Origin of the sequence: Lysobacter sp. BMK333-48F3 (genome assembly GCF_019733395.1) — a bacterium.
Classification (GTDB): Bacteria; Pseudomonadota; Gammaproteobacteria; order Xanthomonadales; family Xanthomonadaceae; genus Lysobacter.
The window spans coordinates 3,404,228-3,426,326 of the sequence record NZ_JAIHOO010000001.1; the positions used below are offsets into that span (position 1 = coordinate 3,404,228).

At 69.6% G+C, this 22,099-nt stretch carries 26 protein-coding genes and 1 tRNA gene; 10 read left to right on the top strand and 17 right to left on the bottom strand.

Annotated features, from left to right (window positions below):
• Positions 1–43 precede the first annotated feature (43 nt).
• Together K4L06_RS14605 and K4L06_RS14610 are read left to right on the top strand one after the other, a co-directional pair.
• Positions 44–322 (top strand): hypothetical protein, encoded by a 279-nt coding sequence (locus tag K4L06_RS14605; RefSeq protein WP_255595147.1) that lies wholly within the window; start codon positions 44–46, stop codon positions 320–322.
• Between the two features lie 113 nt (positions 323–435).
• A complete protein-coding gene (locus K4L06_RS14610; RefSeq protein WP_221672070.1) occupies positions 436–819 on the top strand; it encodes a nuclear transport factor 2 family protein in 384 nt (127 codons plus the stop codon).
• Between the two features lie 95 nt (positions 820–914).
• Here the strand turns inward: K4L06_RS14610 and K4L06_RS14615 are convergent, their stop codons facing one another.
• The 11 genes from K4L06_RS14615 to rnd form a co-directional block, all read right to left on the bottom strand.
• A complete protein-coding gene (locus tag K4L06_RS14615; RefSeq protein WP_221672072.1) occupies positions 915–1,172 on the bottom strand; it encodes a hypothetical protein in 258 nt (85 codons plus the stop codon).
• On the bottom strand, positions 1,154–1,681 hold the full coding sequence (locus tag K4L06_RS14620; protein WP_221672073.1) for a hypothetical protein: 528 nt from the start codon (positions 1,679–1,681) through the stop codon (positions 1,154–1,156). The genes K4L06_RS14615 and K4L06_RS14620 overlap by 19 nt, the downstream gene beginning before the upstream one ends.
• Before the next feature lie 17 nt (positions 1,682–1,698).
• Positions 1,699–2,103 carry a hypothetical protein gene (locus tag K4L06_RS14625; RefSeq protein ID WP_221672074.1) on the bottom strand — a complete coding sequence of 135 codons (405 nt, stop codon included), beginning with the start codon at positions 2,101–2,103 and terminating at the stop codon, positions 1,699–1,701.
• Between the two features lie 65 nt (positions 2,104–2,168).
• Positions 2,169–2,381 (bottom strand): hypothetical protein, encoded by a 213-nt coding sequence (locus tag K4L06_RS14630; protein WP_221672075.1) that lies wholly within the window; start codon positions 2,379–2,381, stop codon positions 2,169–2,171.
• A gap of 168 nt (positions 2,382–2,549) precedes the next feature.
• Entirely contained in the window at positions 2,550–2,801 is a 252-nt protein-coding gene (locus tag K4L06_RS14635) for a hypothetical protein (RefSeq protein WP_221672076.1), read from the bottom strand.
• Positions 2,802–2,827: 26 nt separating this feature from the next.
• Positions 2,828–3,388, bottom strand: coding sequence for a hypothetical protein (locus K4L06_RS14640; RefSeq protein ID WP_221672077.1), 561 nt, complete (start codon positions 3,386–3,388; stop codon positions 2,828–2,830).
• A gap of 63 nt (positions 3,389–3,451) precedes the next feature.
• Positions 3,452–3,700, bottom strand: a complete 249-nt coding sequence (locus tag K4L06_RS14645) for a hypothetical protein (protein WP_221672078.1) — start codon at positions 3,698–3,700, stop codon at positions 3,452–3,454.
• 83 nt (positions 3,701–3,783) lie between these two features.
• Positions 3,784–4,044: a hypothetical protein gene (locus K4L06_RS14650; RefSeq protein ID WP_221672079.1), complete on the bottom strand. Its 261-nt coding sequence runs from the start codon at positions 4,042–4,044 to the stop codon at positions 3,784–3,786.
• Between the two features lie 106 nt (positions 4,045–4,150).
• Positions 4,151–4,597 (bottom strand): hypothetical protein, encoded by a 447-nt coding sequence (locus K4L06_RS14655; RefSeq protein WP_221672080.1) that lies wholly within the window; start codon positions 4,595–4,597, stop codon positions 4,151–4,153.
• A 291-nt stretch (positions 4,598–4,888) separates the two neighbouring features.
• A tRNA-Ala gene (locus K4L06_RS14660) sits at positions 4,889–4,964 on the bottom strand.
• Between the two features lie 40 nt (positions 4,965–5,004).
• Positions 5,005–6,108 carry a ribonuclease D gene (rnd, locus tag K4L06_RS14665; RefSeq protein WP_221672082.1) on the bottom strand — a complete coding sequence of 368 codons (1,104 nt, stop codon included), beginning with the start codon at positions 6,106–6,108 and terminating at the stop codon, positions 5,005–5,007.
• 191 nt (positions 6,109–6,299) lie between these two features.
• Between rnd and K4L06_RS14670 the strand changes: the two genes are divergently transcribed.
• A complete protein-coding gene (locus K4L06_RS14670) occupies positions 6,300–8,138 on the top strand; it encodes a formylglycine-generating enzyme family protein (protein ID WP_343225766.1) in 1,839 nt (612 codons plus the stop codon).
• A gap of 128 nt (positions 8,139–8,266) precedes the next feature.
• Positions 8,267–9,187 carry a M48 family metallopeptidase gene (locus K4L06_RS14675; protein WP_221672085.1) on the top strand — a complete coding sequence of 307 codons (921 nt, stop codon included), beginning with the start codon at positions 8,267–8,269 and terminating at the stop codon, positions 9,185–9,187.
• 255 nt (positions 9,188–9,442) lie between these two features.
• Here K4L06_RS14675 and phbB (K4L06_RS14680) read toward each other — a convergent pair whose 3' ends face one another.
• The 4 genes from phbB (K4L06_RS14680) to gluQRS form a co-directional block, all read right to left on the bottom strand.
• Positions 9,443–10,183: an acetoacetyl-CoA reductase gene (phbB, locus tag K4L06_RS14680; protein WP_221672086.1), complete on the bottom strand. Its 741-nt coding sequence runs from the start codon at positions 10,181–10,183 to the stop codon at positions 9,443–9,445.
• Positions 10,184–10,297: 114 nt separating this feature from the next.
• Positions 10,298–10,783 carry a polyhydroxyalkanoate synthesis repressor PhaR gene (gene phaR / locus K4L06_RS14685; protein WP_221672088.1) on the bottom strand — a complete coding sequence of 162 codons (486 nt, stop codon included), beginning with the start codon at positions 10,781–10,783 and terminating at the stop codon, positions 10,298–10,300.
• A gap of 166 nt (positions 10,784–10,949) precedes the next feature.
• Positions 10,950–11,690, bottom strand: coding sequence for an acetoacetyl-CoA reductase (phbB, locus tag K4L06_RS14690; RefSeq protein WP_221672089.1), 741 nt, complete (start codon positions 11,688–11,690; stop codon positions 10,950–10,952).
• A gap of 42 nt (positions 11,691–11,732) precedes the next feature.
• A complete protein-coding gene (gene gluQRS, locus K4L06_RS14695) occupies positions 11,733–12,719 on the bottom strand; it encodes a tRNA glutamyl-Q(34) synthetase GluQRS (RefSeq protein WP_221672091.1) in 987 nt (328 codons plus the stop codon).
• Between the two features lie 156 nt (positions 12,720–12,875).
• Here gluQRS and htpX point away from each other — a divergent pair, with 156 nt between their 5' ends.
• On the top strand, positions 12,876–13,790 hold the full coding sequence (htpX, locus tag K4L06_RS14700; RefSeq protein ID WP_221672092.1) for a protease HtpX: 915 nt from the start codon (positions 12,876–12,878) through the stop codon (positions 13,788–13,790).
• Positions 13,791–13,999: 209 nt separating this feature from the next.
• Here htpX and K4L06_RS14705 read toward each other — a convergent pair whose 3' ends face one another.
• Positions 14,000–16,093, bottom strand: coding sequence for an EAL domain-containing protein (locus K4L06_RS14705; protein WP_221672094.1), 2,094 nt, complete (start codon positions 16,091–16,093; stop codon positions 14,000–14,002).
• Between the two features lie 177 nt (positions 16,094–16,270).
• Positions 16,271–17,296 carry an EF-P beta-lysylation protein EpmB gene (epmB, locus tag K4L06_RS14710; RefSeq protein ID WP_221672095.1) on the bottom strand — a complete coding sequence of 342 codons (1,026 nt, stop codon included), beginning with the start codon at positions 17,294–17,296 and terminating at the stop codon, positions 16,271–16,273.
• A gap of 234 nt (positions 17,297–17,530) precedes the next feature.
• Between epmB and efp the strand changes: the two genes are divergently transcribed.
• From efp to K4L06_RS14735, 5 genes are all read left to right on the top strand, one after another.
• Entirely contained in the window at positions 17,531–18,097 is a 567-nt protein-coding gene (gene efp / locus K4L06_RS14715; RefSeq protein ID WP_221672097.1) for an elongation factor P, read from the top strand.
• A 296-nt stretch (positions 18,098–18,393) separates the two neighbouring features.
• Positions 18,394–19,728, top strand: a complete 1,335-nt coding sequence (locus tag K4L06_RS14720) for a TRZ/ATZ family hydrolase (RefSeq protein WP_221672099.1) — start codon at positions 18,394–18,396, stop codon at positions 19,726–19,728.
• A 150-nt stretch (positions 19,729–19,878) separates the two neighbouring features.
• Entirely contained in the window at positions 19,879–20,658 is a 780-nt protein-coding gene (gene ubiG, locus K4L06_RS14725; RefSeq protein WP_221672101.1) for a bifunctional 2-polyprenyl-6-hydroxyphenol methylase/3-demethylubiquinol 3-O-methyltransferase UbiG, read from the top strand.
• Positions 20,655–21,350 (top strand): phosphoglycolate phosphatase, encoded by a 696-nt coding sequence (locus K4L06_RS14730; protein WP_221672103.1) that lies wholly within the window; start codon positions 20,655–20,657, stop codon positions 21,348–21,350. The genes ubiG and K4L06_RS14730 overlap by 4 nt, the downstream gene beginning before the upstream one ends.
• Positions 21,332–22,087: a phytoene/squalene synthase family protein gene (locus tag K4L06_RS14735; RefSeq protein WP_221672105.1), complete on the top strand. Its 756-nt coding sequence runs from the start codon at positions 21,332–21,334 to the stop codon at positions 22,085–22,087. The genes K4L06_RS14730 and K4L06_RS14735 overlap by 19 nt, the downstream gene beginning before the upstream one ends.
• Positions 22,088–22,099 lie beyond the last annotated feature (12 nt).

Sequence of the window (22,099 nt, forward strand, 5' to 3'; positions counted from 1 at the left end):
CGCGGGTAGGATGAAGCCAACGCAGGTCCGGGTTTCGTCCGCGATGGCGAAGGCGGGCGACACCGAGGTGGTCATGGTCGAACGCGAACGCCGCAACAGCGACAAGAAGCTCAATGCCGCCGAACTGCGCGCCGGGCTGACGCCGGCGCAACTGGACGCTTTGACCACGCTGGAATTCTTTCGCTGGGAGCTGCGCTTCGTGCGCCGGCCGCTGTTCCAGGACCCGATCCCGGTGGTGTTCAATCGCGACGGCAGGAAGTACGCCGTGCTCGAGCCCGACGGCAGCCTCAACGAGAATCCGGGCTTCAAGATCCGCGATTGAGGCGCTTGCCGGTGGCGGCGGCGCACTGCAAGATCGGAGCGCCGCGCATCGCGCAAGCGCGCTCGCTTCGCCGCATTGCGGCGGTACTCGTTCCCTATCCCGGATGGAGCCCCATGGACGCCGCCCAGGCCCGCGCCCTGATCGAACGCTATATCGCCGCCTACAACGCCTTCGACATCGACGGCATGCTCGCGACCCTGTCGCCGCAGGTGCGGTTCGAGAACTGGAGCGGCGGCCAGCTGACCGCTGAGGCCGACGGCATCGAAGCGTTTCGTGTCTTGGCCGAACAAGGCGCGCAGTTGTTCGCGCAGCGCGAGCAGCGCGTGCTCGGCCTGCGCCTGGACGGCGCCCGTGCCGAAGCCGACATCGGCTACCGCGGCCGCCTGGCGCTGGACCTGCCCGGCGGCCCGCCGGCCGGCACCGTGCTGGAACTGCAGGGCGCCAGCGAGTTCGGCTTCGCCGACGGCTGCATCGTCCGCATCGTCGACCGCAGCTGAGACGGGCGGGCGCGGTCCACCGCTGCAGGATGCGCAGCTTCTGCGCCGGGTTTGCATTGGCTGGATCCAGCTGTCTCGCTGCGACGAGAAGAGGCTCAAGCTCGGCCGGACGGCTTGCGGATCCTGAAAGACAGCCAGGAAACGGGCAGGCAGAGCAAAAAAGCGACGGCCAATGAGGCCGAGCTCGATATCCAGTCGCCTGTATGGTGCAGTTGGTAGTAGCACTTGCCAGTAGGCGGGCAGGGCGCAACCACATAGGCGATGTACAGGAAGAGCACGCAGATGGCGGCAGCATAGGCGCCGAGCAGCGCCAGAAGCAGGAGCAGCGCGCGTTTCAGGATTCTGGGCGGCATTGGTTCTCTGGAGCCCCGTCGGCGGGCGTGGAGGGCGGCGCTGATTGAGACCCACCGAACGCCGCGCAGAAATGGTGTACCTCGCCGCGTCTGTTCGTATAGGGCGGGTACACCGCCAGGCATTTGTTCAGAGCCGATTCCCGTTGCGATGCGGTCAAGACTTCGGGCGCTTGCTCGACCATGCTGCCCAGCAGGCCGATGTAGCTCATCGAGACGAATCCTTCGTCCCGTGTTTCGATACGATCGAGCAAGCGAGTAGCCATCGTGGGAGGCCGATCGGTCACATAGCGTTCCGGAAATCCGATGTTGGGCGGATGCGACGTGCCCATATTGCAGGCCACCAGATCCAGCAGTTCCTCATCGTCCAGTTCGCCCAACCGGGTGGCCAGTTCCTGTTCGCTCAGCTCCCAGGTATTGGGCAGCCCGTAGCAACTGGGTTCGGCCCAGCGCGGCGGAGCGCAGGCCGCCGCCAGGGCGGTCAGAAGCAGTATCGACAGGAGTCTGGACATGCGGCCCAATGTCCGGATCAAGCCGGACCGCGAAGCGGCATCGGCTGGAATGGAGGCCTGGCGTTCGAGTCCCGGGGCCGATGCGGCGCGGCAACCAAAATCACTACTTCCGCCGAGCGCTCGTACCGTCCCCAGGGCAAGACCAAGTAGCGCTTGATATGCAAGGACCCATGCAGGTTGAACGGCACCATGTAGTAAGTCTCTACCAGGAACGGGCCTACGACTGTCGCGGACACCGTGTCGCGCGTCATCGCGACGGGGTCGCCGGTCATATCCCTGCCGCGGATGCCTTTGCGTTGCAGGTCCTGAAACGTGTCGTCGGTGCAGGCGTCCAGGCTTTGCCACGCCGTGAGGTAGCCGGCGCCGAGGACGAGCAGGCAAACCGTCGCCGCGCCGAGCAGGGTTTTTTTCCAAATGGTCATCCGACCACTCCTTGGGGAGCGGCGGGGACTAAGCCGCGCCGCAAGTAAGTCGCTCGGAAGAATCGCTAGATATCATCCAATGGGAAGGTCTGCAGGCGTACATCCGACGCTTCGATCAGCCAACGCGCATCCAGGCCGGGCGCCCCGGCCCACTCGAGGTCGTAGGCGGCCGCAGGAAGATGTGGCCGGATCTGTTCCAGATACTCCTTACAACGCCTAAAAGGCAGTTCCGGATCGTTGCCGTGGTCCAGTTGCTTCGATAGTACGAACATATTCATTGCCTACATCGAGTTGCGCCGGACATTGGCCCCGGCTGGGCTCGGATTGTCATGGGGCGTCTGGCCAGGGTCGATTCGCGAAGCGTTCATCGCCGTCATTGGACGGAAAGGGGCGGTACATGCCGAACGCCATTTGAGCCAAGCGCGCGATGCGGCGTCGGCCGTGTGTCAGGCCCTGGTCGCCAGAAGCTCGCGACAGGCTTCGAGAATATCGGCAACGCAGGATCCAGCCGTGATGCCGACCTGCTCATGGCCGTACTGCTCGTGGCCGAGCAGGAGAAAGGCAGCGAGCGTCTCCGGAAATCCGAGCTTTTCGCCGATGGCGGCGATCAGGCCGCAGCCGAGGTTGGGGTCTATCGTTCCCGCCAAGATACGGCTCGCAACACGATGGGCATCCTCGATCGACTCGAAATTCTGCATGGCGCTTCCTGTGGCCGATGTTCGAACTAGGCTCGGGCCGCAAAGGGCTTCGGATTGAATGCACGGCCTGGCGGCCGCCTGGGCGGCAAGCAGTCGTGGCCGCGACTGACGATTTTGCCCGCCAGTTGATAGCACTCGAACAGCTGATGGCCGTTGCTGTGGCCGGCATGGACCAGGAAGGACGTGGCGCCGTCGCGTTGGGCTTGGTGGACCCGGCGGGGAGCGCCGGGCAGTCGGCCCAGGCGGGTCGCGGCGACCGGTCCGTCTGCGATAGGGCGGGTAATGAGGTAGATGTGGCCTTCGTTGCTCGACAGATGCGCCAGTCCGGTAAAGACGAAGACGCCTTCCGGGTTTTCGACGATGCCATGGACGTTCTCGTTCAGCACCGTCTCCAAGTCGCCGTCGGCGTCCTGGAATACGAGCTTGCCGATCCATTCCCCGGCATCGGTTCCCGAGAGGCGGCCGCCGAACGCCTCAAGCGTGTGGTCCGCGACCACGACCCGATGCGGACGTTCCGGCACGGGCGCGGATTGCTCGGCGGAGCAGCCGCTAAGAAACAGGACCGCTATCAGCGGTAACGAACGCATGGCCGGACTCCTGTCGCTGAAGTGGTGTGTCGAACGCGCCGATTCGGAACGCTCCTCGCAGGGCTACTCGTTGGGAGCGGATGCCGTAGACCTGTTCCTGCTGGCGGTCGCATACAGGCGGATGCCGATGACGATCAGCGCCTGGACCAGCAGGCCCGCCAGCCACCATTGCGGCCAGAGGAACCCTATGGCCAGCGACGCGGCGCATAGGACGGATACCAGCACTTTGGCCGTGAGACTCGCGCGGGCGGCGATCACGAACCAGCCCGTCGAAGCCAAAGCCGCCAAGGTGGCGATGAGTGCGTAAGGCATGGCAAGGCTCGGTTCGTCGAGAAGTATCGGCTGCGGCCTGGCACAGGGCAAAAGCGAATGCCGGGACGCCGTCGGATGGATGGTCAAGCGTCATCGGAGCCGCTTTGCGCAATGGCGACCCTGATGCTCTCTCGCAGATGTTGGTGATGCCAGGTGCTTGGGCCGCGCGCATGGCCGGTGATGCGAACGGCGCTATGGATCGGGTCTTCCCAGGCGACCACGACCTCCACGGAGATCTGTTCGCCAGCGAGGTCCACCGACCATTCCAGGGCCGGACCGCCTGCGAGGGCCGCCAGTTCCTGCGCCGGCAGTTGCCGGACCGCTTCCAGCTTTCCTGCGAGCATGGAGTATGCGTCTGTCGTTTGCATCTGATCGGGTAGGTATCCAGTCCCAAGGCTCAATCAAGGCGATGAAGCGACTGCTGCGCGGTCGGTCGATGCGGCAGAGCCTTCAAGGCTGGCATGCGACGGTTATCGACGCGATCTTCTCATCTCGAGCCGGTATCTGCAGCCAACAAGCCGCGTCCATGGCGTAGTACTCGTAGAAGCGTCCCGTCTCCCGGTCTGCGATGAGCGGTGGGCCATACAGGGCCCGCATCTTGTTGAAGGAATCTTCCGGACACAGACGCTTCGGAGTACACCCTCCCGAGCGTGCGGAGTGGAGCCCGGCCGCGACGCCCTCGCTGAAGGACACGCGCAGGTTTGGGTAGTCGTAGTGAAGGTCGAGATAGCCTGATTCCTCAACCTTGCGCGCAGGTTTGCCCAGACGCGCGATGACGGTGCGTGGGGTGTCTCCTATGGCGACGCCGCCGAGTGACAGCTCGCCCTCAGGGACGATCCCTTCTCCGGCAAAGGCCAGGGCAGGCAGGACCAGCAAGGCGCCGAGTGCTTTTTTCATGCCGTTGTCCCTGAGCCGACAGCGTGGTGTGCGGTACTGGCATAGACGTCTTCAGGTTGTCTCCGCCGTGGCTGACGCGCACCGCATGGCATGGCGGCCTCCTGGCTGAGGTTCGGGCCCGGCGGTCGGTCGGATGCCGGCTGTCGTCGTAGCCCGTCGGATTGGCAGCCCGGCCGTAAGCGTACGGGGTTCCCGCACGTGATCGCTACTCGCGAAATCCCGGCACGGCGAAACCGGAAGGGCCGTCCGGGCAAAAAAAAACCGACGAAGAATCGTCGGCTTTTTAGGACTTGGTGGAGCGGAGGAGGATCGAACTCCCGACCTTCGCATTGCGAACGCGACGCTCTCCCAGCTGAGCTACCGCCCCAAGTCAGGGCGAGAAGTTTAACGGGGCCGGACGCGTCGCGCTAGTCCCTGCCGCCGAGCAGGGGAGTCAGGGACGGTTCCAGGGCGGTGCGGCGCCAGCCGGACAGGGCGTCCGGCCAGACGCCGTGGTCGAGCAGGGCTTCGAGCCAGCGGCGCGAGGCGAGCACGCCGTCGGGCAGGCCGAGGGCGGCGCTGCAAGCGGCGACGGCCTCCTGCAACTGGCGCAGGCGCTGCTTGTCGCGGGTTTCGGCGACGCTGGCGTCGGGGGCCTGGTCTTCGTCGGCCAACGGTGTCGACAGTGCCTGCCAGATCGCCTCGCCGAGCTTGCGCGGCGCCTTGGGATGGGCGTCGAGCAGGCGCTGCAGGGCGTCGCGGTCGGGCGGAGCCTGTTTGGCCAGGGTCGCGGCCAGTTCGTTGTCGAGGATCCAGCTGCGCGGCTTGTCGCTGTCGCGGGCGTAGCCGTCGCGCCAGCGCAGCAGGCGCAGCAGGCGGCGCTGCGCGGCGAGGTCGAAGAACTGGGCGCTGCGCATCGACAGGTGCGGCCAGCGCTCGGGCGCGTCGTTCTCGGCGTTGACCACGGTGCGCGCGGCGTCCTCGGCCAGCCACTCGCGGCGGCCGAGCTGGCCGAGCAGGCCGTCCAGGGCGTCGTGCATGGCGAACAGGTGGCGCACGTCGTCGGCGGCGTACTCCAGCTGCGAGGGCGACAGCGGGCGGCGCAGCCAGTCCGAGCGGGTCTCGCCCTTGGCCAGGGTCACGCCGGTCAGTTGTTCGACCAGCTTCTGGTAACCCAGGCCGCCGCCGATGCCGGCCAGGGCCGCGGCCTGCTGGGTGTCGAACAGCGGCTTGGGCACCACGCCGCAGGCGCGCTTGAACGCGACCAGGTCTTCGCTGGGGCTGTGGGCGATCTTGAGGATCGCGGTGTCGGCCAGGATCGGCGCCAGCGCCTCGGTGATGCCGGGGCGCAGCGGGTCGACCAGCAGGATCAGCGGTTCGTCTTCGCCGGCGCGCTCGATCGCGATCTGCACCAGGGCCAGTTGCGGCCAATAGGTGCGCTCGCGGATGAACTCGGTGTCCAGCCCGATACGGGCGGGCTTGGGGTCGAAGTGCGCCAGCAGCGCGTCGGGCGTGGTGATCCAGTGAGGCATGAGTCGTCGTTCGGGCGCGGCGGCCGTATCGGTGCCGGGGCGGGCGACAATAGCCTACTTTCCGCGCCGGGGCGCGAAGCGCGACCGACGGCACGCTCGGCGGGGCCGGCGCGGGCGCCGCGGCGGCGGGAACGCGGCCGTGGCGGCGCGGTCGAAGCGCTATGCTGGGGCGGTCCCAGGTTGGCGAGGTCGTGGGTTTGCGCGCATTGGTGGGTTCGGGCATCGCGGTGTTGGCGCTGCTGGTCGGGTGCTCCGACCGGGACGGCAAGACGTCCGCGCCGCCGGCCGCGACCCGCGCGCCGATCATCACCGTCAGCGCCGATCAGGCGGTCTCGCCGGTGCCGGCCTGGCGCGCGCCGGCGGTCGCGGTCGATGCGGGCAATGCAGCTGCCCTGCGCAAGCGCGCCGACGCCGCGCTGGCCGCGCGCGACCTGTACGCCAGCGCCGATTCGGCGATTCCGATCTATCTGGCCCTGCGCGGCTTCGCGCCGACCGACCGAGCGGTCGCCGCCGGCCTGGACCGGGCGGTGGCGCTGTTGCTGCTGGAAGGCGAAGCCGCGCTCAAGCGCATCGACGAGGAGCCGCTGGCGCTGCGCGAGGCGCACCAGGCCGCGGCGGTGGCGCGCGCGGTCGCGCCGGAGCACCGCAAGGTCGAGGCCTATCTGGAACGGCTGGACCGCGCCGACCAGGCCCAGGAGGCCAACCGCCTCGGCGAGGAGGCGCTCAACGCCGGGCGCATCGGCGAGACCGGCCAGGGCGGCGCGCTGACCCAGTTCCGCGAGGCCCTGGAACTGCGCCCCGGCGACGTGCGTGCGGCGCAGGGCATCGCCGCGGCCGAGAGCGCGCTGATCCGGCGCGCCGAGGTCGCCGCCGATCGCGACGACTACGCGCAGGCCGAGCGTTGGCTGGCCGCGGCGGCGCAGGTCCGGCCGAAGCTGGACACCGCGGCCGACGCCCAGGGCCGGATCGCCGCGCAGCGCCTGGCCCGCATCGGCCACCTGCGCGACGCCGGCGTCGCCGCGCTGCCGCGTCCGGGCGGCATCGACGAGGCGCGCGGCCTGCTCGCGACCCTGTTGCGCATCGCCCCGGCCGGCGACCCGGCGGCGATCGAGCTGCGCGAGCGGATCGAGCTGGCGACCCATTACGGCCTGTTCCGCCCCGGCCAGGTGTTCACCGATGCGATGAACTTCGGCGGCCGCGGCCCGGCGATGGTGGTGATCCCGCACGGCGCGTTCCGGATGGGCGCCGACGCGGTCGAGTCCGGTTCCAGCGATGCCGAGCGGCCGCTGCGCACGATCCGTTTCGACCGCGGCCTGGCGATGTCGCGCTACGAGATCACCGTCGGCGAGTTTCGTCGCTTCATGAATTCCACCAAGCACCGCGCCCGCGCCACCCGCCGCGGCTATTCCACCGCCTACGACGAGCGCAGCGGCAACCTGGTCCGGCGCGGCGGGGTCGACTGGCGTTCGGACTACGCCGGCCGGCCGGCAGCCGACAACATGCCGGTGGTGCACGTCAGCGCCAAGGACGCGGTGGCCTACACCGAGTGGCTGTCGGCGATCACCGGTCAGCGTTACCGGCTGCCGAGCGAGGCCGAGTTCGAATACGCCTTGCGCGCCGGCACCCAGGGCCGCTTTCCATGGGGCGACGGCTCGCCGCCGGCGCGCGCCGGCAACCTGACCGGTAGCCTCGACGCCTCGCCCAGCGGCCGCCATTGGCGCAACGCTTTCGACCGCTACAGCGACGGCGCCTGGGGGCCGACCCCGGTCGGCCGCTACGCGCCGAATGCATTCGGCCTTCACGACATGGCCGGCAATGTCAGCGAGTGGGTAGCCGACTGCTGGCACGACAATTACCGGCGCGCGCCCCGCGACGGCGCGGCCTGGTTCAATCCGGGCTGCCGCACGCGGGTGTTGCGCGGGCCGTCGTGGTCGAGCTCGCCGGCGCAGTCGCGCGCGGCCTGGCGCCAGGGCACCAGCGCCGACACCACCAACGGCCGCCTAGGGTTCCGGGTGGTGCGGGAGATTTGACCGGAGCGGGCCGCGCGGCATGATGGCGCGGCCAGCGTCGGCGATGGGGGCGGGCGGCGCGCGAGCGCGGCCCGGCCGGTCAGCAACGAAGCGGGCGAGGGCCCGCGCGCAGTTTCGGGAGTAGGCAGATGCGGATCGATCCTATGGGCGGCGCGAGCCGCGGGCAGCGGCGCGGTTTCGGCGGGTTCCGCTGGTGGATCCTGGTCCTGTTCGCGATCTACGCGGCCTGGCAGTGGTTCGGCAGCGCCAAGACCGACCCCTATACCGGCGAGACCGCGCATTACGGCACCACCGCCGACGAGGAGGTCCAGCTCGGCGCGCAGGCGTTCCAGCAGGTGCTCGGCGACGCCAACGCGCAGCGCGCGCTGCTGCCGGCCAACGCGCAGCAGAGCCAGGCGGTGCGCGAGATCGCCCAGCGCCTGATCGGCAAGGTGCCGCAGGTCGCCGAATCGCTGGCGAAGGCGAACCAGCAGCAGGCGCCGACCGATTACCGCAGCTTCCAGTGGGACGTGGCGGTGATCGATTCGCAGGAGGCCAACGCCTTCTGCCTGCCCGGCGGCAAGATGGCGGTCTACACCGGGCTGTTTCCGGTCACCCAGAACACCGACGCCTTGGCGGTGGTGATGGGTCACGAGATCGCCCACGCCCTGCTGCGCCACGGTTCGCAGCGCATGGCCCAGCAGAAGCTGGTGCAGATGGGCCAGGTCGCCGCGGGCATGGCGGTGGGCGGGATGGACCCGCAACAGCAGCAGATGGTGATGGCCGCGCTCGGCGCCGGCGCGCAGTACGGGCTGATCCTGCCGTACGGGCGCAACCACGAGACCCAGGCCGACCAGGTCGGGCTGATGCTGGCCGCGGCGGCCTGCTACGACCCGCGCCAGGCGGTGCCGTTGTGGGAGCGCATGTCCCAGCTCGGCGGCGGCCAGCGCCCACCGGAGTTCGCCTCGACCCACCCGGACCCGGCCAACCGGATCCAGACCCTGCAGTCGCTGATGCCGCGTGCGCTGCAGTTCTATCAGGCCAACTGCGCCAGCCGGCCGTTGCGGTGAGGCGGGGCTAGGGCAACAGCAACAGCAACAGCAACAGCAACAGCAACAGCAAATCCCCCCTGGCCCCCTTTTTTCAAAGGGGGGAACAGCAAGGGCCGTTGCTGGAACGAAAAAGCCCGCCGGTTGGCGGGCTTTTTTCATTGAGGATCGGTGCCGGCGTCCTTGGAGTCGAGACGACATCGCAATAGATGGGGGTCCTGGCCCCGGCTTTTACGATTCCCCATTCCCGATTCCCGATTCCCGACCCCCGGCCCCTCAGAAACTCATAAACAACCCGCCATTGACCGGAATATTGGCGCCGGTGATGAAGCCTGCGTCGTCGGCGGTTAGGAACTCGACGGTGCGGGCGATCTCGCTGGGCTGGCCGAGGCGGCCGACCGGGACGCTGTCGAGGATCCGGCTGCGGATGTCCTCGGGCACCGCCATCACCATCGCGGTTTCGCAGTAGCCCGGCGAGACCGAGTTGACGGTGACGCCCTTGCGCGCGACCTCGCGCGCCAGGGCCATGGTGAAGCCGTGCATGCCGGCCTTGGCCGCGGAGTAGTTGGTCTGGCCGAACTGGCCGGTCTGGCCGTTGACCGAGCTGATGTTGACGACGCGGCCGAAGCCGCGCTCGGCCATGCCGTCGACCGCGTGCCGGCACAGGTTGAACACGCCGTCGAGGTTGACGTCCATGACCTCGTCCCAGGCGCGCTTGTCCATCTTGCGCAGGCTGCCGTCGCGGGTGATGCCGGCGGCGTTGACCAGGATGTCGACCGTGCCTTCGCGTTCGAGAATGCGGCCGATCGCCGCGCCGCAGTCGTCGTAGTCGGCGACGTTGGCGGCCTCGAAGCGCACGTCCAGGCCCTCGGTCAGGCGTCCGAACTCGGCGATGCGCTCTGCGCGCGTGCCCAGGTCGAGCGCGATCACGCGCCGGCCGGCGCGGGCCAGGGACTTGCAGATCTCGCTGCCGAGACCGCCGATGCCGCCGCTGACGACGGCGATGCGCTTGTGCATGGATTACCCCAACTGGAAAGCCGGACGCGGCGGCGACACGCGCTCGGCAGCCGTCCGCGGACGGCTTCGGTCAACGACGGGGCGCGCCGGCGGCGCGCAAGAAAAAAGCGCGGCTCAACGCTCGCGCTTGTCGGTCTTGTTCCGCGGCGTGGTCGGTTGGCCTACGCTGCCGGAAAGGTTCTGCTGGAACTCTTTCCACATGGTGAGGTTGCGCTCGGTGAGCTGGTTCATCATCGCCCAGGGGGTCTGGCCGAGCATGCCGCCCATCTGGTTGCGGAACTGCTGCTGCTGGTCCAGGAACAGCTGCATCGAGCGTTCCAGGTAGCTGCCCATGAAGCCCTGCAGCGAGTCGCCGTAGAAACGGATGATCTGGCTGAGCAACTGGGTCGACAACACCGGTTCGCCGTCCTGCTCGTGCTCGGCGATGATCTGCAGCAGCACCTGGCGGGTCAGGTCCTCGCCAGAGCGCGCATCGCGCACCTCGAACTCCTCGCCGTCGACGATGAGCTGGCGCACGTCCTCGATGGTGATGTAGCTGGAGATCTCGGTGTCGTAGAGACGACGGTTGGGGTACTTCTTGATGACGCGGGTCGAGGCCATGGAGCTTTGGCTCTAAAACGTGGTGCCTTGCAGCATGGCGCAGGCCGCGAGGGCTTGCAACAGGGTCGGCACAATGGCCGCGACGGGCGGTCGCCGCGGCCGCCGGTCGCGGCGCCGTCCGGCTGCGCGCCGGAGACCCTGAACAGGTCTCCGGCGTCGGACCGGTTCACCAGCCCATGTACTGGCCGCCGTTGGCGGACAGGTTGGCGCCGGTGATCCAGCCGGCTTCGTCGGGGATGAAGAAACCGACCGCGTAGGCGATCTCCTCCGGCGTGCCCAGGCGCCCGGTCGGGATCTGGGCGATGATCTTGTTGCGCACGTCCTCGGGTACGGCCATCACCATGTCGGTGCCGATATAGCCGGGCGAGACGGTGTTGACGGTGATCCCGAACTTGGCGTTTTCCTGCGCCAGCGAGATGGTGAAGCCGTGCATGCCGGCCTTGGCCGCGGCGTAGTTGGCCTGGCCGTACTGGCCCTTCTGGCCGTTGATCGAGCTGATCTGGACGATCCGGCCCCACTTGCGTTCGCGCATGCCCTCGATCACCGGGCGGGTGACGTTGAAGCAGGAATTGAGGTTGGTGCCGATCACGTCGGTCCACTGCTGCGCAGTCATGCGGTGGAAGGTGGCGTCGCGGGTGATGCCGGCGTTGTTGACCAGGATGTCGACCGGGCCGAGCTGGCGCTCGACCTCGCGCACCAGCGCCTCGGCCTGCTCGGGCGAGGACACGTCGCCCTGGGCGATGGCCACGTCGAAACCCTGTTCCTTCAGCTGCGCCTGCCAGGCGCGGCCCTTGGCTTCGTCTCGATAGTTGGTCGCGACCTTGTGCCCCAGTTTGGCGAGGCGTTGGACGATCGAGGTGCCGATGCCACCGGTGCCGCCGGTGACCAGTGCAACGCGTGACTGCATGCTGTGCTCTCCATGACCGCGCAGCGCGGTATCGGCCCGATTCTAGACAGCATTCGGGGCCGGCGTGTTGTGCACAGCAGCGAGGGTCTTAGCACATTTTGGAATCTGTGCCGGACTGAACGAAACCCGGGCCTGGTCGAGCAATTCGGTGACAGTCGCTACCTCGGCCAGCGGCGCGGGATCCTGGCCGAGCGTGTGCCAGGCGGCACGCAGCGCCGGCAGCGGGTCGGCCGGGTCGAGCGGGCGCGCGGCGTCGGACTTGGACAGCTTGCGCCCCTGCGCGTCGAGCAGCAGCGGCAGGTGCGCGTAAGCCGGGGTCGGCAGGCGCAGCGCGCGTTGCAGCAGGATCTGGCGCGCGGTCGAGTCGAGCAGGTCGGCGCCGCGGACCACGTCGGTGATGCCCTGTTCGGCGTCGTCGACCACCACCGCCAGTTGGTAGGCCCAGTAGCCGTCGGCGCGGCGCAGGACGAAGTCGCCGACCTCGGCGGCCACGTCCTGGCGTTGCGGGCCGAGCACGGCATCGTCGAACTCGACCGTCGCGTCGTCGGCCACGCGCAGGCGCACCGCCGGCTGCGGCGCGGCCTGCTCGGCGGCGCGCGCGGCGCCGACGCAGCGGCGGTGGATGCCGCCGGCGGCGGCCAGCTCGCTGCGGCTGCAGCGGCATTCGAAGGCCAGGCCGCGCTCGAGCAGCTCGGCCAGGGCGGCGCGGTAGAGCGCGCCGCGCTCGCTCTGGCGCCGCACCGGCTCGTCGCTTTCCAGGCCGAACGCGGCCAGGGTGCGCAACTGGCGGTCGGCGGCGCCGGGAACTTCGCGCGGCGGATCGAGGTCTTCGATACGCACCAGCCAGGCGCCGCGGCGGTGGCGCGCCAGCAGCCAGCTGCCGAACGCCGCCAGCAGCGAGCCCGGATGCAGCTCGCCGGTGGGCGAGGGCGCGAAGCGCCCGCGGTACGGCGCCGGCCGGCCCGGTTCGGGCGCGGCCGCAGCCGGGACGCCGGGGTGTTCGGGCGGGGACGAAGGATGTCCGGACAATGAACGAGGCCCTTGGCGACGACGGGTGGCAGACGGATTCTCGTTGAATTAACGGCGGTTTCGCCACATTTGAGGACGAGCGGCGACGTCGCCGCATCGACAGGGAGGTCGCACGAAGCCGCGCATGGTGCGCGGCAACCCAAGCAAGTTACGACCATGTTCAAACGCATAGCGCTGTTCCTCGCCACCAACCTGGCCGTGCTGGTCCTGCTCGGCATCGTCATGTCGGTGTTGCAGAACGTATTCGGCATCCGCCTGGGCAATCAGGGCGCGATCCTGGTGATGGCCGCGGTGTTCGGTTTCGGCGGTTCGCTGATCTCGCTGCTGATGTCGAAGTGGATCGCCAAGCGGACCACCGGCGCCTACGTGATCGAGCAGCCGCGCAACGCCGACGAGCGCTGGCTGGTCGAGACCGTGCGCCGCCAGGCCGAGGCGGCCGGCATCGGCATGCCCGAGGTCGCCATCTACGAGGCGCCGGAAATCAACGCCTTCGCCACCGGCGCCAACCGCAACGACGCCTTGGTCGCGGTCTCCACCGGCTTGCTGCGGGCGATGACCCCGGACGAGGCCGAGGCGGTGCTCGCGCACGAGGTCAGCCACGTCGCCAATGGCGACATGGTGACGATGGCCCTGGTCCAGGGCGTGCTCAACACCTTCGTGCTGTTCGCCGCGCGCATCGTCGGCGGCTGGATCGACGCGATGCTCAACGGCGAGCGCGAGTCGCGCGGCCCGGGCGTGTTCTATTTCGTCGTGGTGATGGTGCTGGACGTGGTGTTCGGCATCCTGGCCAGCATGATCGCGATGGCGTTCTCGCGTTACCGCGAGTTCCGCGCCGACGCCGGCGGCGCCCGCCTGGCCGGGCGCGAGAAGATGATCGCCGCGCTCAAGCGGCTGTCGCTGACCTACGGCGAGAGCACGCTGCCGAACCAGGTCCAGGCCTTCGGCATCAGCGGCGCGGTCGGCCACGGCCTGTCCAAGCTGCTGCGCAGCCATCCGCCGCTGGAGGAGCGCATCCAGGCGCTGATCGACGCGCCGCAGGAGCGCTCCAGCGGGCGTGCGGTGGTGCGGTAAGCGACAGCAACAGCAACAGCAACAGCAACAGCAAATCCCCCCTGGCCCCCCTTTTTCAAAGGGGGGAACGGCAAGGGCGGTTCGCCAGCGATGAGGCAACAAAAAACCCGCCGGATGGCGGGTTTTTTGTTGACGGGAGGAACCCCGGTCTTAGCCTTTTCCCGAGTCCCGAGTCCCGAGTCCCGAGTCCCGAGTCCCGATTCCCGGCCTTACTGGAAGTCGTAATCCATCTCCGGGCCGGCCGCGGCCAGGAAGTGGCCCTGGGCGTAGTCGATGCCGGCGCCGAACAGCAGGCTCATGCTGGAGGCGTCCTGGACGAACTCGGCGATGGTCTGCTTGCCCAGCTCGCGCGCCTTGTCGGCGATCTCGCGCACGCGCAACTGGTGGTCGGGGTTGCCGGTCAGGTCCTCGATGTAGCCGCGGTCGATCTTGAGGAACGCGGCGTCGAAGTGGTTGAGCAACTGGAACGAGTTGAGGCCGGCGCCGAACTGCTCCAGGCCGATGCGCACGCCGTAGGGGGCGATGCGCGCCTGCAGCTCCTGCGCCGCGCGCAGGTTGGTGAAGACCTTGGACTCGGGCAGCTGCAGCACCAGCAGCTTGCCGTCGGCGCCGTACTTGGCCAGTTGTTCGACGATGTGCTGCTGCAGGCTTTCGTCCTGCAGCGAGGCCTGGGTGATCTTGACCAGCAAGGTGGTGCGGCGGCCCTGGCGCATGCGCTCGCCGATGATCTGGATCGCCTTGCCGACCACCCAGCGGTCGATCTCCCACAGCAGGCCGTGTTCCTCGGCGATCTGCAGGAACGACAGCGGCTGCACCAGTTCGCCGCCGACCTCGCCCGGGGCCGCGCTCTGCATGCGCAGGTAGGCCTCGTACATCTCGATCGGCTCGCCGTGCAGGTTGATCAGCGGCTGGTAGTTCATCACGAAGCGATCGGCGTCGAGCGCGTCGCGGATGCGCGCGACCCAGGCGGCGATGCGTTCTTCCTCGGCGCGGTCGACCGCACCCGGATCGAACAGCTCGCTGCGGTTGCCGCCGACGTCGCTGGCCGACTGCAGGCACTGGCTGGCCTTGCCGAGCACGGCAGTGATGCTGGCGATCTTCTCGCCGATCTGCACGCCGCCGAGGCTGGCGGTGGCGCTCAGCGCCAGCGGACCGGCCTCGAGCACCTGGTCGGCGAAGGTGGCGCGGATGCGTTCGGCCAGCTCCGCGGTATGGCTGTGGTCGCTGTGCCGGGTCAGCACCGCGAACTGGTGCTCGGCGAAGCGCGCGACCACGTCGTCGGGGCCGACCGCGGCACGCAGGCGCTCGCCGCAGGCGGCGATCAGCTGGTCGGCCTGGTCCAGGCCGATTTCCTGCAGCAACTGGTTGTAATGGTCGGGCTCGACCAGCAGCAGGCCGTGGTGGGCCGAGTTCTGCGCCGCGTCCGAGACCGCGTCTTCCAGCGCGCGCAGGAAGGTGGCGCGGTTGAACAGGCCGGTGACCTGGTCGCGCTGGCGCAGCGCTTCGACTTCGCGCGCCAGTTCCGGGTCGACTTCCTGCCGGCGCAGCACCACCTGCAGGCAGTGCTCGCCTTCGTAGGTGGCCGGGGTGAATTCCATCACCGCCGGGAAGGCGTTGCCGTCCAGGGTGCGGGCCTGGGTCTCGTAGCTCGGCGGCGGCGGTTCGCCCTTGCTGAGCTGCTTGAGCAATTGCTTGAAGCCGTCGACCTGGCCGGGCGCGACCATGTCCAGCAGCGACATGCCTTCGATTTCCTCGAAGGACTCGAAGCCGAACATGTCCAGATACGCCGCATTGGCGCGGATATGCATGCCTTCGTGGATGTAGGCGATCGGATCGCGCGAGGAGTCGATCAGCGCGTCGCAGCGGCGTTCGGTCTCGCGCACCTGGGCCTCGAGCCGGCGCAGCGAACGGCGCGCTTCCAGGTCGGCCCATTCGGCGCGCACCGCGTTCTGCAGGTGGGCCAGGTTGGAGCGCAGCACCACGCCGCGCGCGCCGATCTCCAGCGCGCCGATCAGGATCGAATCGTCGACGGTCTCGGTCAGCACCAGCACCGGCAGGTCCTTGCCGCTGGCGTCGACGCTCTGCATCAGCTTGGACAGGGCGACGTTGCGCGAGTCGCGCGCCGCCAGGACCAGGTCCGGCGGGTGCTGCAGGATCAGCGCGGCTACTTCCTGCTCGTTTTCCGGCCGGGTCGGCCGCACCGCGATGCCGCTGTTGCGCAGGCCGCTGACGATGGCCTCGGCCGCCTCGACGCTGTCGTCGACGATCAACAGGCGCAATACCATGTCTTTGCCGAATTGCATTGACCACCTCCGTGGGCCGGGTTTATGACATGAAGGGCCGGCCTCGTCCATGCAAGGTCGAAAATCTGTGACCCGTTGTTGGGTTCGATCCGCCGCAGCCTCGCGCGGCCGGCGCATGGCGGCGCCGGTCGGCGGTTTCGCGTCGTTCCCCGATCAAACCCCGATCAGATTACAAGCTTACAACGGTCGCTTGCCGGGATCGCCTGCCACTTCTCGCACCAGCTTGGGCACCAGGTAGCCGGAAATGCGCGCCGCCAGGGCGCGGTGCAGGGCCAGGGCGCGCTCGTCGGAGACCTCGAAATGGGCCGATCCCTGGACCCGGTCGAGCTGGTGCAGGTAGTAGGGCAGCACGCCGGCGGCGTAGCTGCGCTCGCTCAGCGCGGCCAGGGCGTCGACGTCGTCGTTGACCCCGCGCAGCAGGACCGCCTGATTGAGCAAAGTGGCGCCGGCGGCGCGCAAGCGGGCCATCGCCGCGTCGACCGAGGCGTCGAATTCGGCGGCGTGGTTGGCGTGCAGGACCACCGCGACCGGCCAGGGCAGGCCGCGCAGCCAGGCGCTCAGCTCGGCGTCGACGCGCTCGGGCAGGACCACCGGCAGGCGGGTGTGCACGCGCAGGCGGCGGATGTGCGGCACCGCGGCCAGGGCCTGGGTCAGCTCGGCCAGCTTGGGCGTGGCCAGCGACCAGGGGTCGCCGCCGGACAGGATCACTTCGTCGATGCCGGGGTCGGCGGCGATCGCCGCGACCGCCTCGCGCCAGCCGGCCGCGGCCGCGGTTTCCTCGGCATAGGGGAAATGGCGGCGGAAGCAGTAGCGGCAGTGGATCGCGCAACTGCCGGTGGCGATCAGCAGGGCGCGGCCGCGGTATTTGCGGATCACCCCGTGGCCGGCCTTGGCCGCGCCGTCGCCGACCGCGTCCAGGCTGAAACCGGGCATCGGCCGCAGTTCCTCGTCCAGCGGCAGGACCTGGCGCAGCAGCGGGTCGGCCGGATCGCCGTGGCGCATGCGGGCGACGAAGCCGCGCGGCACCCGCAGCGGGAACTGGGCCGCGGCCTGGTCGGATAGTCCCAGCGCGGCCTGCTCCAGGCCGAGCAGGGACAGCAGCTCGCGCGGGTCGCGCAGGGCCTCGCGCCAGGCCGCCTGCCAGCGTGCGCCGGGGCGGTCGGGGGCGGGCGGCTGCATCGGGGCCGGGGCTGCGGTTATCATGTCGGGCTGATTAGGGTGGCCGGATCTGCCGGCGCCGGCCCGGGCCGTAGGCCGGGGCGGCGCGCAGCCCGACATTCTAGCCTTACCCGTCCGATCGCGGTTTCTAGCGACGGATCCCAGCGGCGGATCCAAGCGGCAGCGGGCCCAGCGGCGGACCCGGGCGATGCGCCCGGGCGCCGGCCGCGGGCGCGGGGCGCCGCCTCATTACTTTCCAAATTCGCAGGAGCTTCAAGCATGGCCAGCTTAGGCATGAACGACGTCAAGACCGGACAGAAGATCCTGGTCAACAACGACCCGTGCATCATCACCGAGACCGAGTACGTCAAGCCGGGCAAGGGCCAGGCCTTCACCCGCGTCAAGTACCGCAGCATCAAGTCGGGCCGGGTGGTCGAAATGACCATGAAGGCCACCGACAACGTCGAGCAGGCGGACGTGGTCGATACCGACATGCAGTACCTGTACTCGGACGGCGAGTACTGGCACTTCATGAACCAGGAGTCCTTCGAGCAGGTCCAGGCCGACAAGGCCGGCATGGGCGGCGCCGAGAAGTGGCTCAAGGGCGAGGAAGAGTGCGTGGTGACGCTGTGGAACGGCGTGCCGATCGCGGTCCAGCCGCCGAACTTCGTCGAGCTGAAGATCACCGAAACCGATCCGGGCGTGCGCGGCGACACCTCGGGCGGCGGCGGCAAGCCGGCGACCCTGGAAACCGGCGCGGTGGTGCGCGTGCCGCTGTTCGTCGGCCAGGAAGAAATGATCAAGGTCGACACCCGCTCGGGCGAGTACGTCAGCCGAGTGAAGTGATCGAGTGAAGTGATACGGTCCGGTCCGCGACCGCCGCCGGCGGTCGCGGGCGGCCGCGATCGCGCCGCGGCGTACGCTCGCGGCGCGGTTTGCCGGCATTGCCGCTTTCGCCGCCGCCCGCGCGGCGCGGGCGAGGGCGGCGCACAATGCGTTGCGGCGCCGGTCGCCGTTTTGCGGCGCTCGCGGGCGCCGCGCAGCAGTCAGCACGACCCGTACGCGGACGGCGACCCCGGCCGCGTTTTCGCAACACCCGGCCGACCCGGCCTCGGGCGGTCCGGCCATCCGAGCGAGCGCAGATGACCAGCGAACCCCAAGCCATTGCCTGCGACCTGTTGATCGAAGCGGGCTGGGTGGTGCCGGTCGAGCCGCATGCGGTGGTGCTGGAAGCCCACGCCGTCGCGGTGCGCGGCAGCCAGATCCTCGACGTGCTGCCGATCGCCCAGGCGCGGGCGCGCTACGCGCCGGCCGAGACGGTCTCGCGCCCGGACGCGGCGCTGATCCCGGGCCTGGTCAACGCCCACACCCACAACCCGATGACCCTGCTGCGCGGCATCGCCGACGACCTGCCGCTGATGGAATGGCTGCAAGGCCATATCTGGCCGGTCGAGGCGGCGGTGATCGGGCCGCAGTTCGTCGAGGACGGCATCGCCCTGGCGATCGCCGAGATGCTGCGCGGCGGCACCACCTGCGCCAACGAGAACTATTTCTTCCCCGACGTGCAGGCCGCGGTGTACAAGCGCCACGGCTTCCGCGCCCGGGTCGGCCTGCCGGTGATCGATTTCCCGACCGCCTGGGCCAAGAGCTCGGACGAGTATTTCGATCGCGCCGGCGAAGTGCACGACCTGTGGCGCGACGATCCGCTGGTCGCGACCGCGTTCGCGCCGCATGCGCCGTACACGGTCAGCGATGCGAACTTCGAGCGCATCCGCATGCTCGCCGACCAGCTCGACCTGCCGGTCCACCTGCACACCCACGAGACCGCGCAGGAAGTCGCCGACTCGATCAAGCTGCACGGCCAGCGTCCGCTGGCGCGGCTGGACCGGCTCGGCCTGGTCAGCGACCGCCTGATCGCGGTGCACATGACCCAGCTCACCGACGCCGAGATCGAGCTGTGCGCGCAGCGCGGAGTCAGCGTGGTGCACTGCCCGGAATCCAACCTCAAGCTGGCCTCGGGCTTCTGCCCGGCCTGCAAGCTTGAGCGCGCCGGGGTCAACCTGGCGATCGGCACCGACGGCTGCGCCAGCAACAACGACCTGGACATGTTCGGCGAGACCCGCACCGCGGCGCTGCTGGCCAAGGCCGTGGCCGACGACGCCAAGGCGCTGGATGCGTTCCGCGCGCTGCGCGCGGCGACCCTCGGCGGCGCGCGCGCGCTCGGCTACGAAACCCGGATCGGTTCGATCGAGGCCGGCAAGCAGGCCGACCTGGTCTGCGTCGATCTGTCGCAGTTGGAGACCCAGCCGCTGCACCACGTGGTTTCGCAGCTGATCTACGCCACCGGCCGGCACCAGGTCAGCGACGTCTGGATCGCCGGCCGCGCCAAGCTGCGCGAGCGCGTGCTGGTCGACATCGACGTCGCCGGCCTGCTCGCCAACGCGCGCCAGTGGCGCGAGCGCATCGCCGCGATTTGAGCGGACGGGCGCTCGCGCGGCGTTAACACCGCGGCCCGGGCGCTTGGCCACACTAAGGCGGCGGCGGACCCGGTCCGGCGCCCGACAGGCGAGGGGCCGATCGCGCGCCCGCGCCGCCACCGACCGGCAACGGTCCGAACGGTAACGAACATGAGCGCTCACAGCACCTCCCCCCATTCCGGCGACACGCACGACACCGGTGACACCGGGTCCGCGAGCGGCCGCGACAATTTCAGCCAGGCCGAACTGGACAAATTCGGCGCCCTCGCCAATCGCTGGTGGGACCCGCAAGGCCCGCAGAAGCCGTTGCATGCGATGAACCCGGCGCGGTTGGGCTATGTCGCCCAGCGCGTGCCATTGCGCGAGGCGCAGGTGCTCGACGTCGGCTGCGGCGGCGGCCTGCTCAGCGAGGCGCTGGCCGCCTCCGGCGCGCAGGTGATCGCGATCGACCTGGCGCCGGAACTGATCAAGGTCGCCAAGCTGCACCGGCTGGAAACCGGGGTCGCGGTCGATTACCGGCTGCAGTCGGTGGAAACCCTGGCCGAGGAAATGCCGGGCCGCTTCGATGCGGTCACCTGCATGGAAATGCTCGAGCACGTGCCCGACCCGGCGGCGATCGTGCGCGCCTGCGCCAGGCTGCTCAAGCCCGGCGGGCGGCTGTTCCTGTCCACCCTCAACCGCACCCCGGCGGCGTTCGCGCTGGCCATCGTCGGCGCCGAATACGTCGCCCGCGTGCTGCCCAAGGGCACCCACCAGTACCGCGATTTCATCAAGCCGTCCGAACTGGCGGCGTGGCTGCGCGAAGCCGAACTGCAGCTGGAAGACGTCAGCGGCCTGATGTACGAGCCCTGGCGCAACGCGGCGCGGGTGATCTCGCGCACCGACATCAACTACCTGGCCTGCGCGCGCAAGCCCGGGGACGCGGCATGAGCGCGGCCGCGCAGTCCGCCGCGACCGCCTTCCCGAAGGCGGCGCTGTTCGATCTCGACGGCACCCTGCTCGACAGCGCGCCGGACATGCTTGCGGTCGCCAACCGCATGCGCGCGGCGCGCGGGGTCGGCCCGATGCCGCTCGACGCGCTGCGCCCGCACGTGTCCAAGGGCGCGCGGGCGATGCTCGGCGCGGCGTTCCCGGAGCTGGACGCCGCAGGGCGCGACGGCCTGGTGGGCGAATTCCTGGATCTGTACGAGGCCGAACTCGGCCTGCACGGCGCGCCGTTCGCCGGAGTCGAGGCGATGCTGGCCAAGCTCGAGGCCGCCGGCTGCGCCTGGGGCATCGTCACCAACAAGCCCGAATACCTGGCGCGCAAGCTGATGCCGCTGCTGGGCTGGGAAACCCGTTGCGCGGTGCTGATCGGCGGCGACACCCTGGCCGCGCGCAAGCCCGATCCGCTGCCGTTGACCGTGGCGGCCGAGCGCATCGGCCTGGCCGCGGCGGACTGCGTCTACGTCGGCGACGACGAGCGCGACATCCTCGCCGCGCGCGCCGCCGGCATGGCCTCGGTGGCCGCGCTGTGGGGCTACCGCCTCGACCACGACGATCCGCTGTCCTGGCGGGCCGACGTCATGCTCGAGACGCCGACGCAATTGCTCGAGCCTGGCGCATGGCCGGCGACGCGATGAACCTCGCCGCCGGCGAGGCCGACGAGCAGGCGCTGCACGAATTCGCCGGCAAGTGGCGCGCGCGCTGGCCGGAGTGGGCGGTGGCCGAAGTGTTCGTGCCGCGCGCCGAGCGCGCCACCGCGCTGGCCTGGGCGGCGCTGCAGCAGGAATTGACCGACGCCGCCTGGGGCGGCAGCGACGCCGCGCCGGGCGAGGCCAAGCTCGGCTGGTGGATGGAGGAGCTGCAGGGTTGGACCCAGGGGCGGCGCCGCCACCCGCTCGGCCTGGCCCTGCAACGCCGGCCGGCGCCCTGGGCGGCGCTGGCGGCGGCCCTGCCGGGGCTGCGCGACAGCCGCGAGCGCCCCGGCGACCGCAACGAGGCCTACGACGGCCTGCGCCCGCTGGCCGAGGCGGTCGCCGCGGTCGATGCGGCCCTGTTCGAACTGGTGCCCGGTCAGTTGCCGGTCGCTGCGGTGCCGGCGATCCAGGCCGCGCTGCTGGAAGCGCGGCTGCTGCTGCAGGGCGACGCGGCCGTGCCGTTGAGCCTGGTCGCACGGACCCTGGCCCGCCCGGGCGAGGGCGCGGCGGCCGAATGGGGCCGGGAACTGCTGGCCCAATGGCCGCACGGCGGCGGCGCGACCGTGCCGCGGCGGCTGTGGACGGCCCTGGCCCGGACCCGCCTGCAGCGCGGCGATGCGGCCCGGCCGTTGTCGCCGTGGGCGGCCTTGCTGGCGGCCTGGCGCGGGGCCCGCAACTGAGCGTTGCAGGGC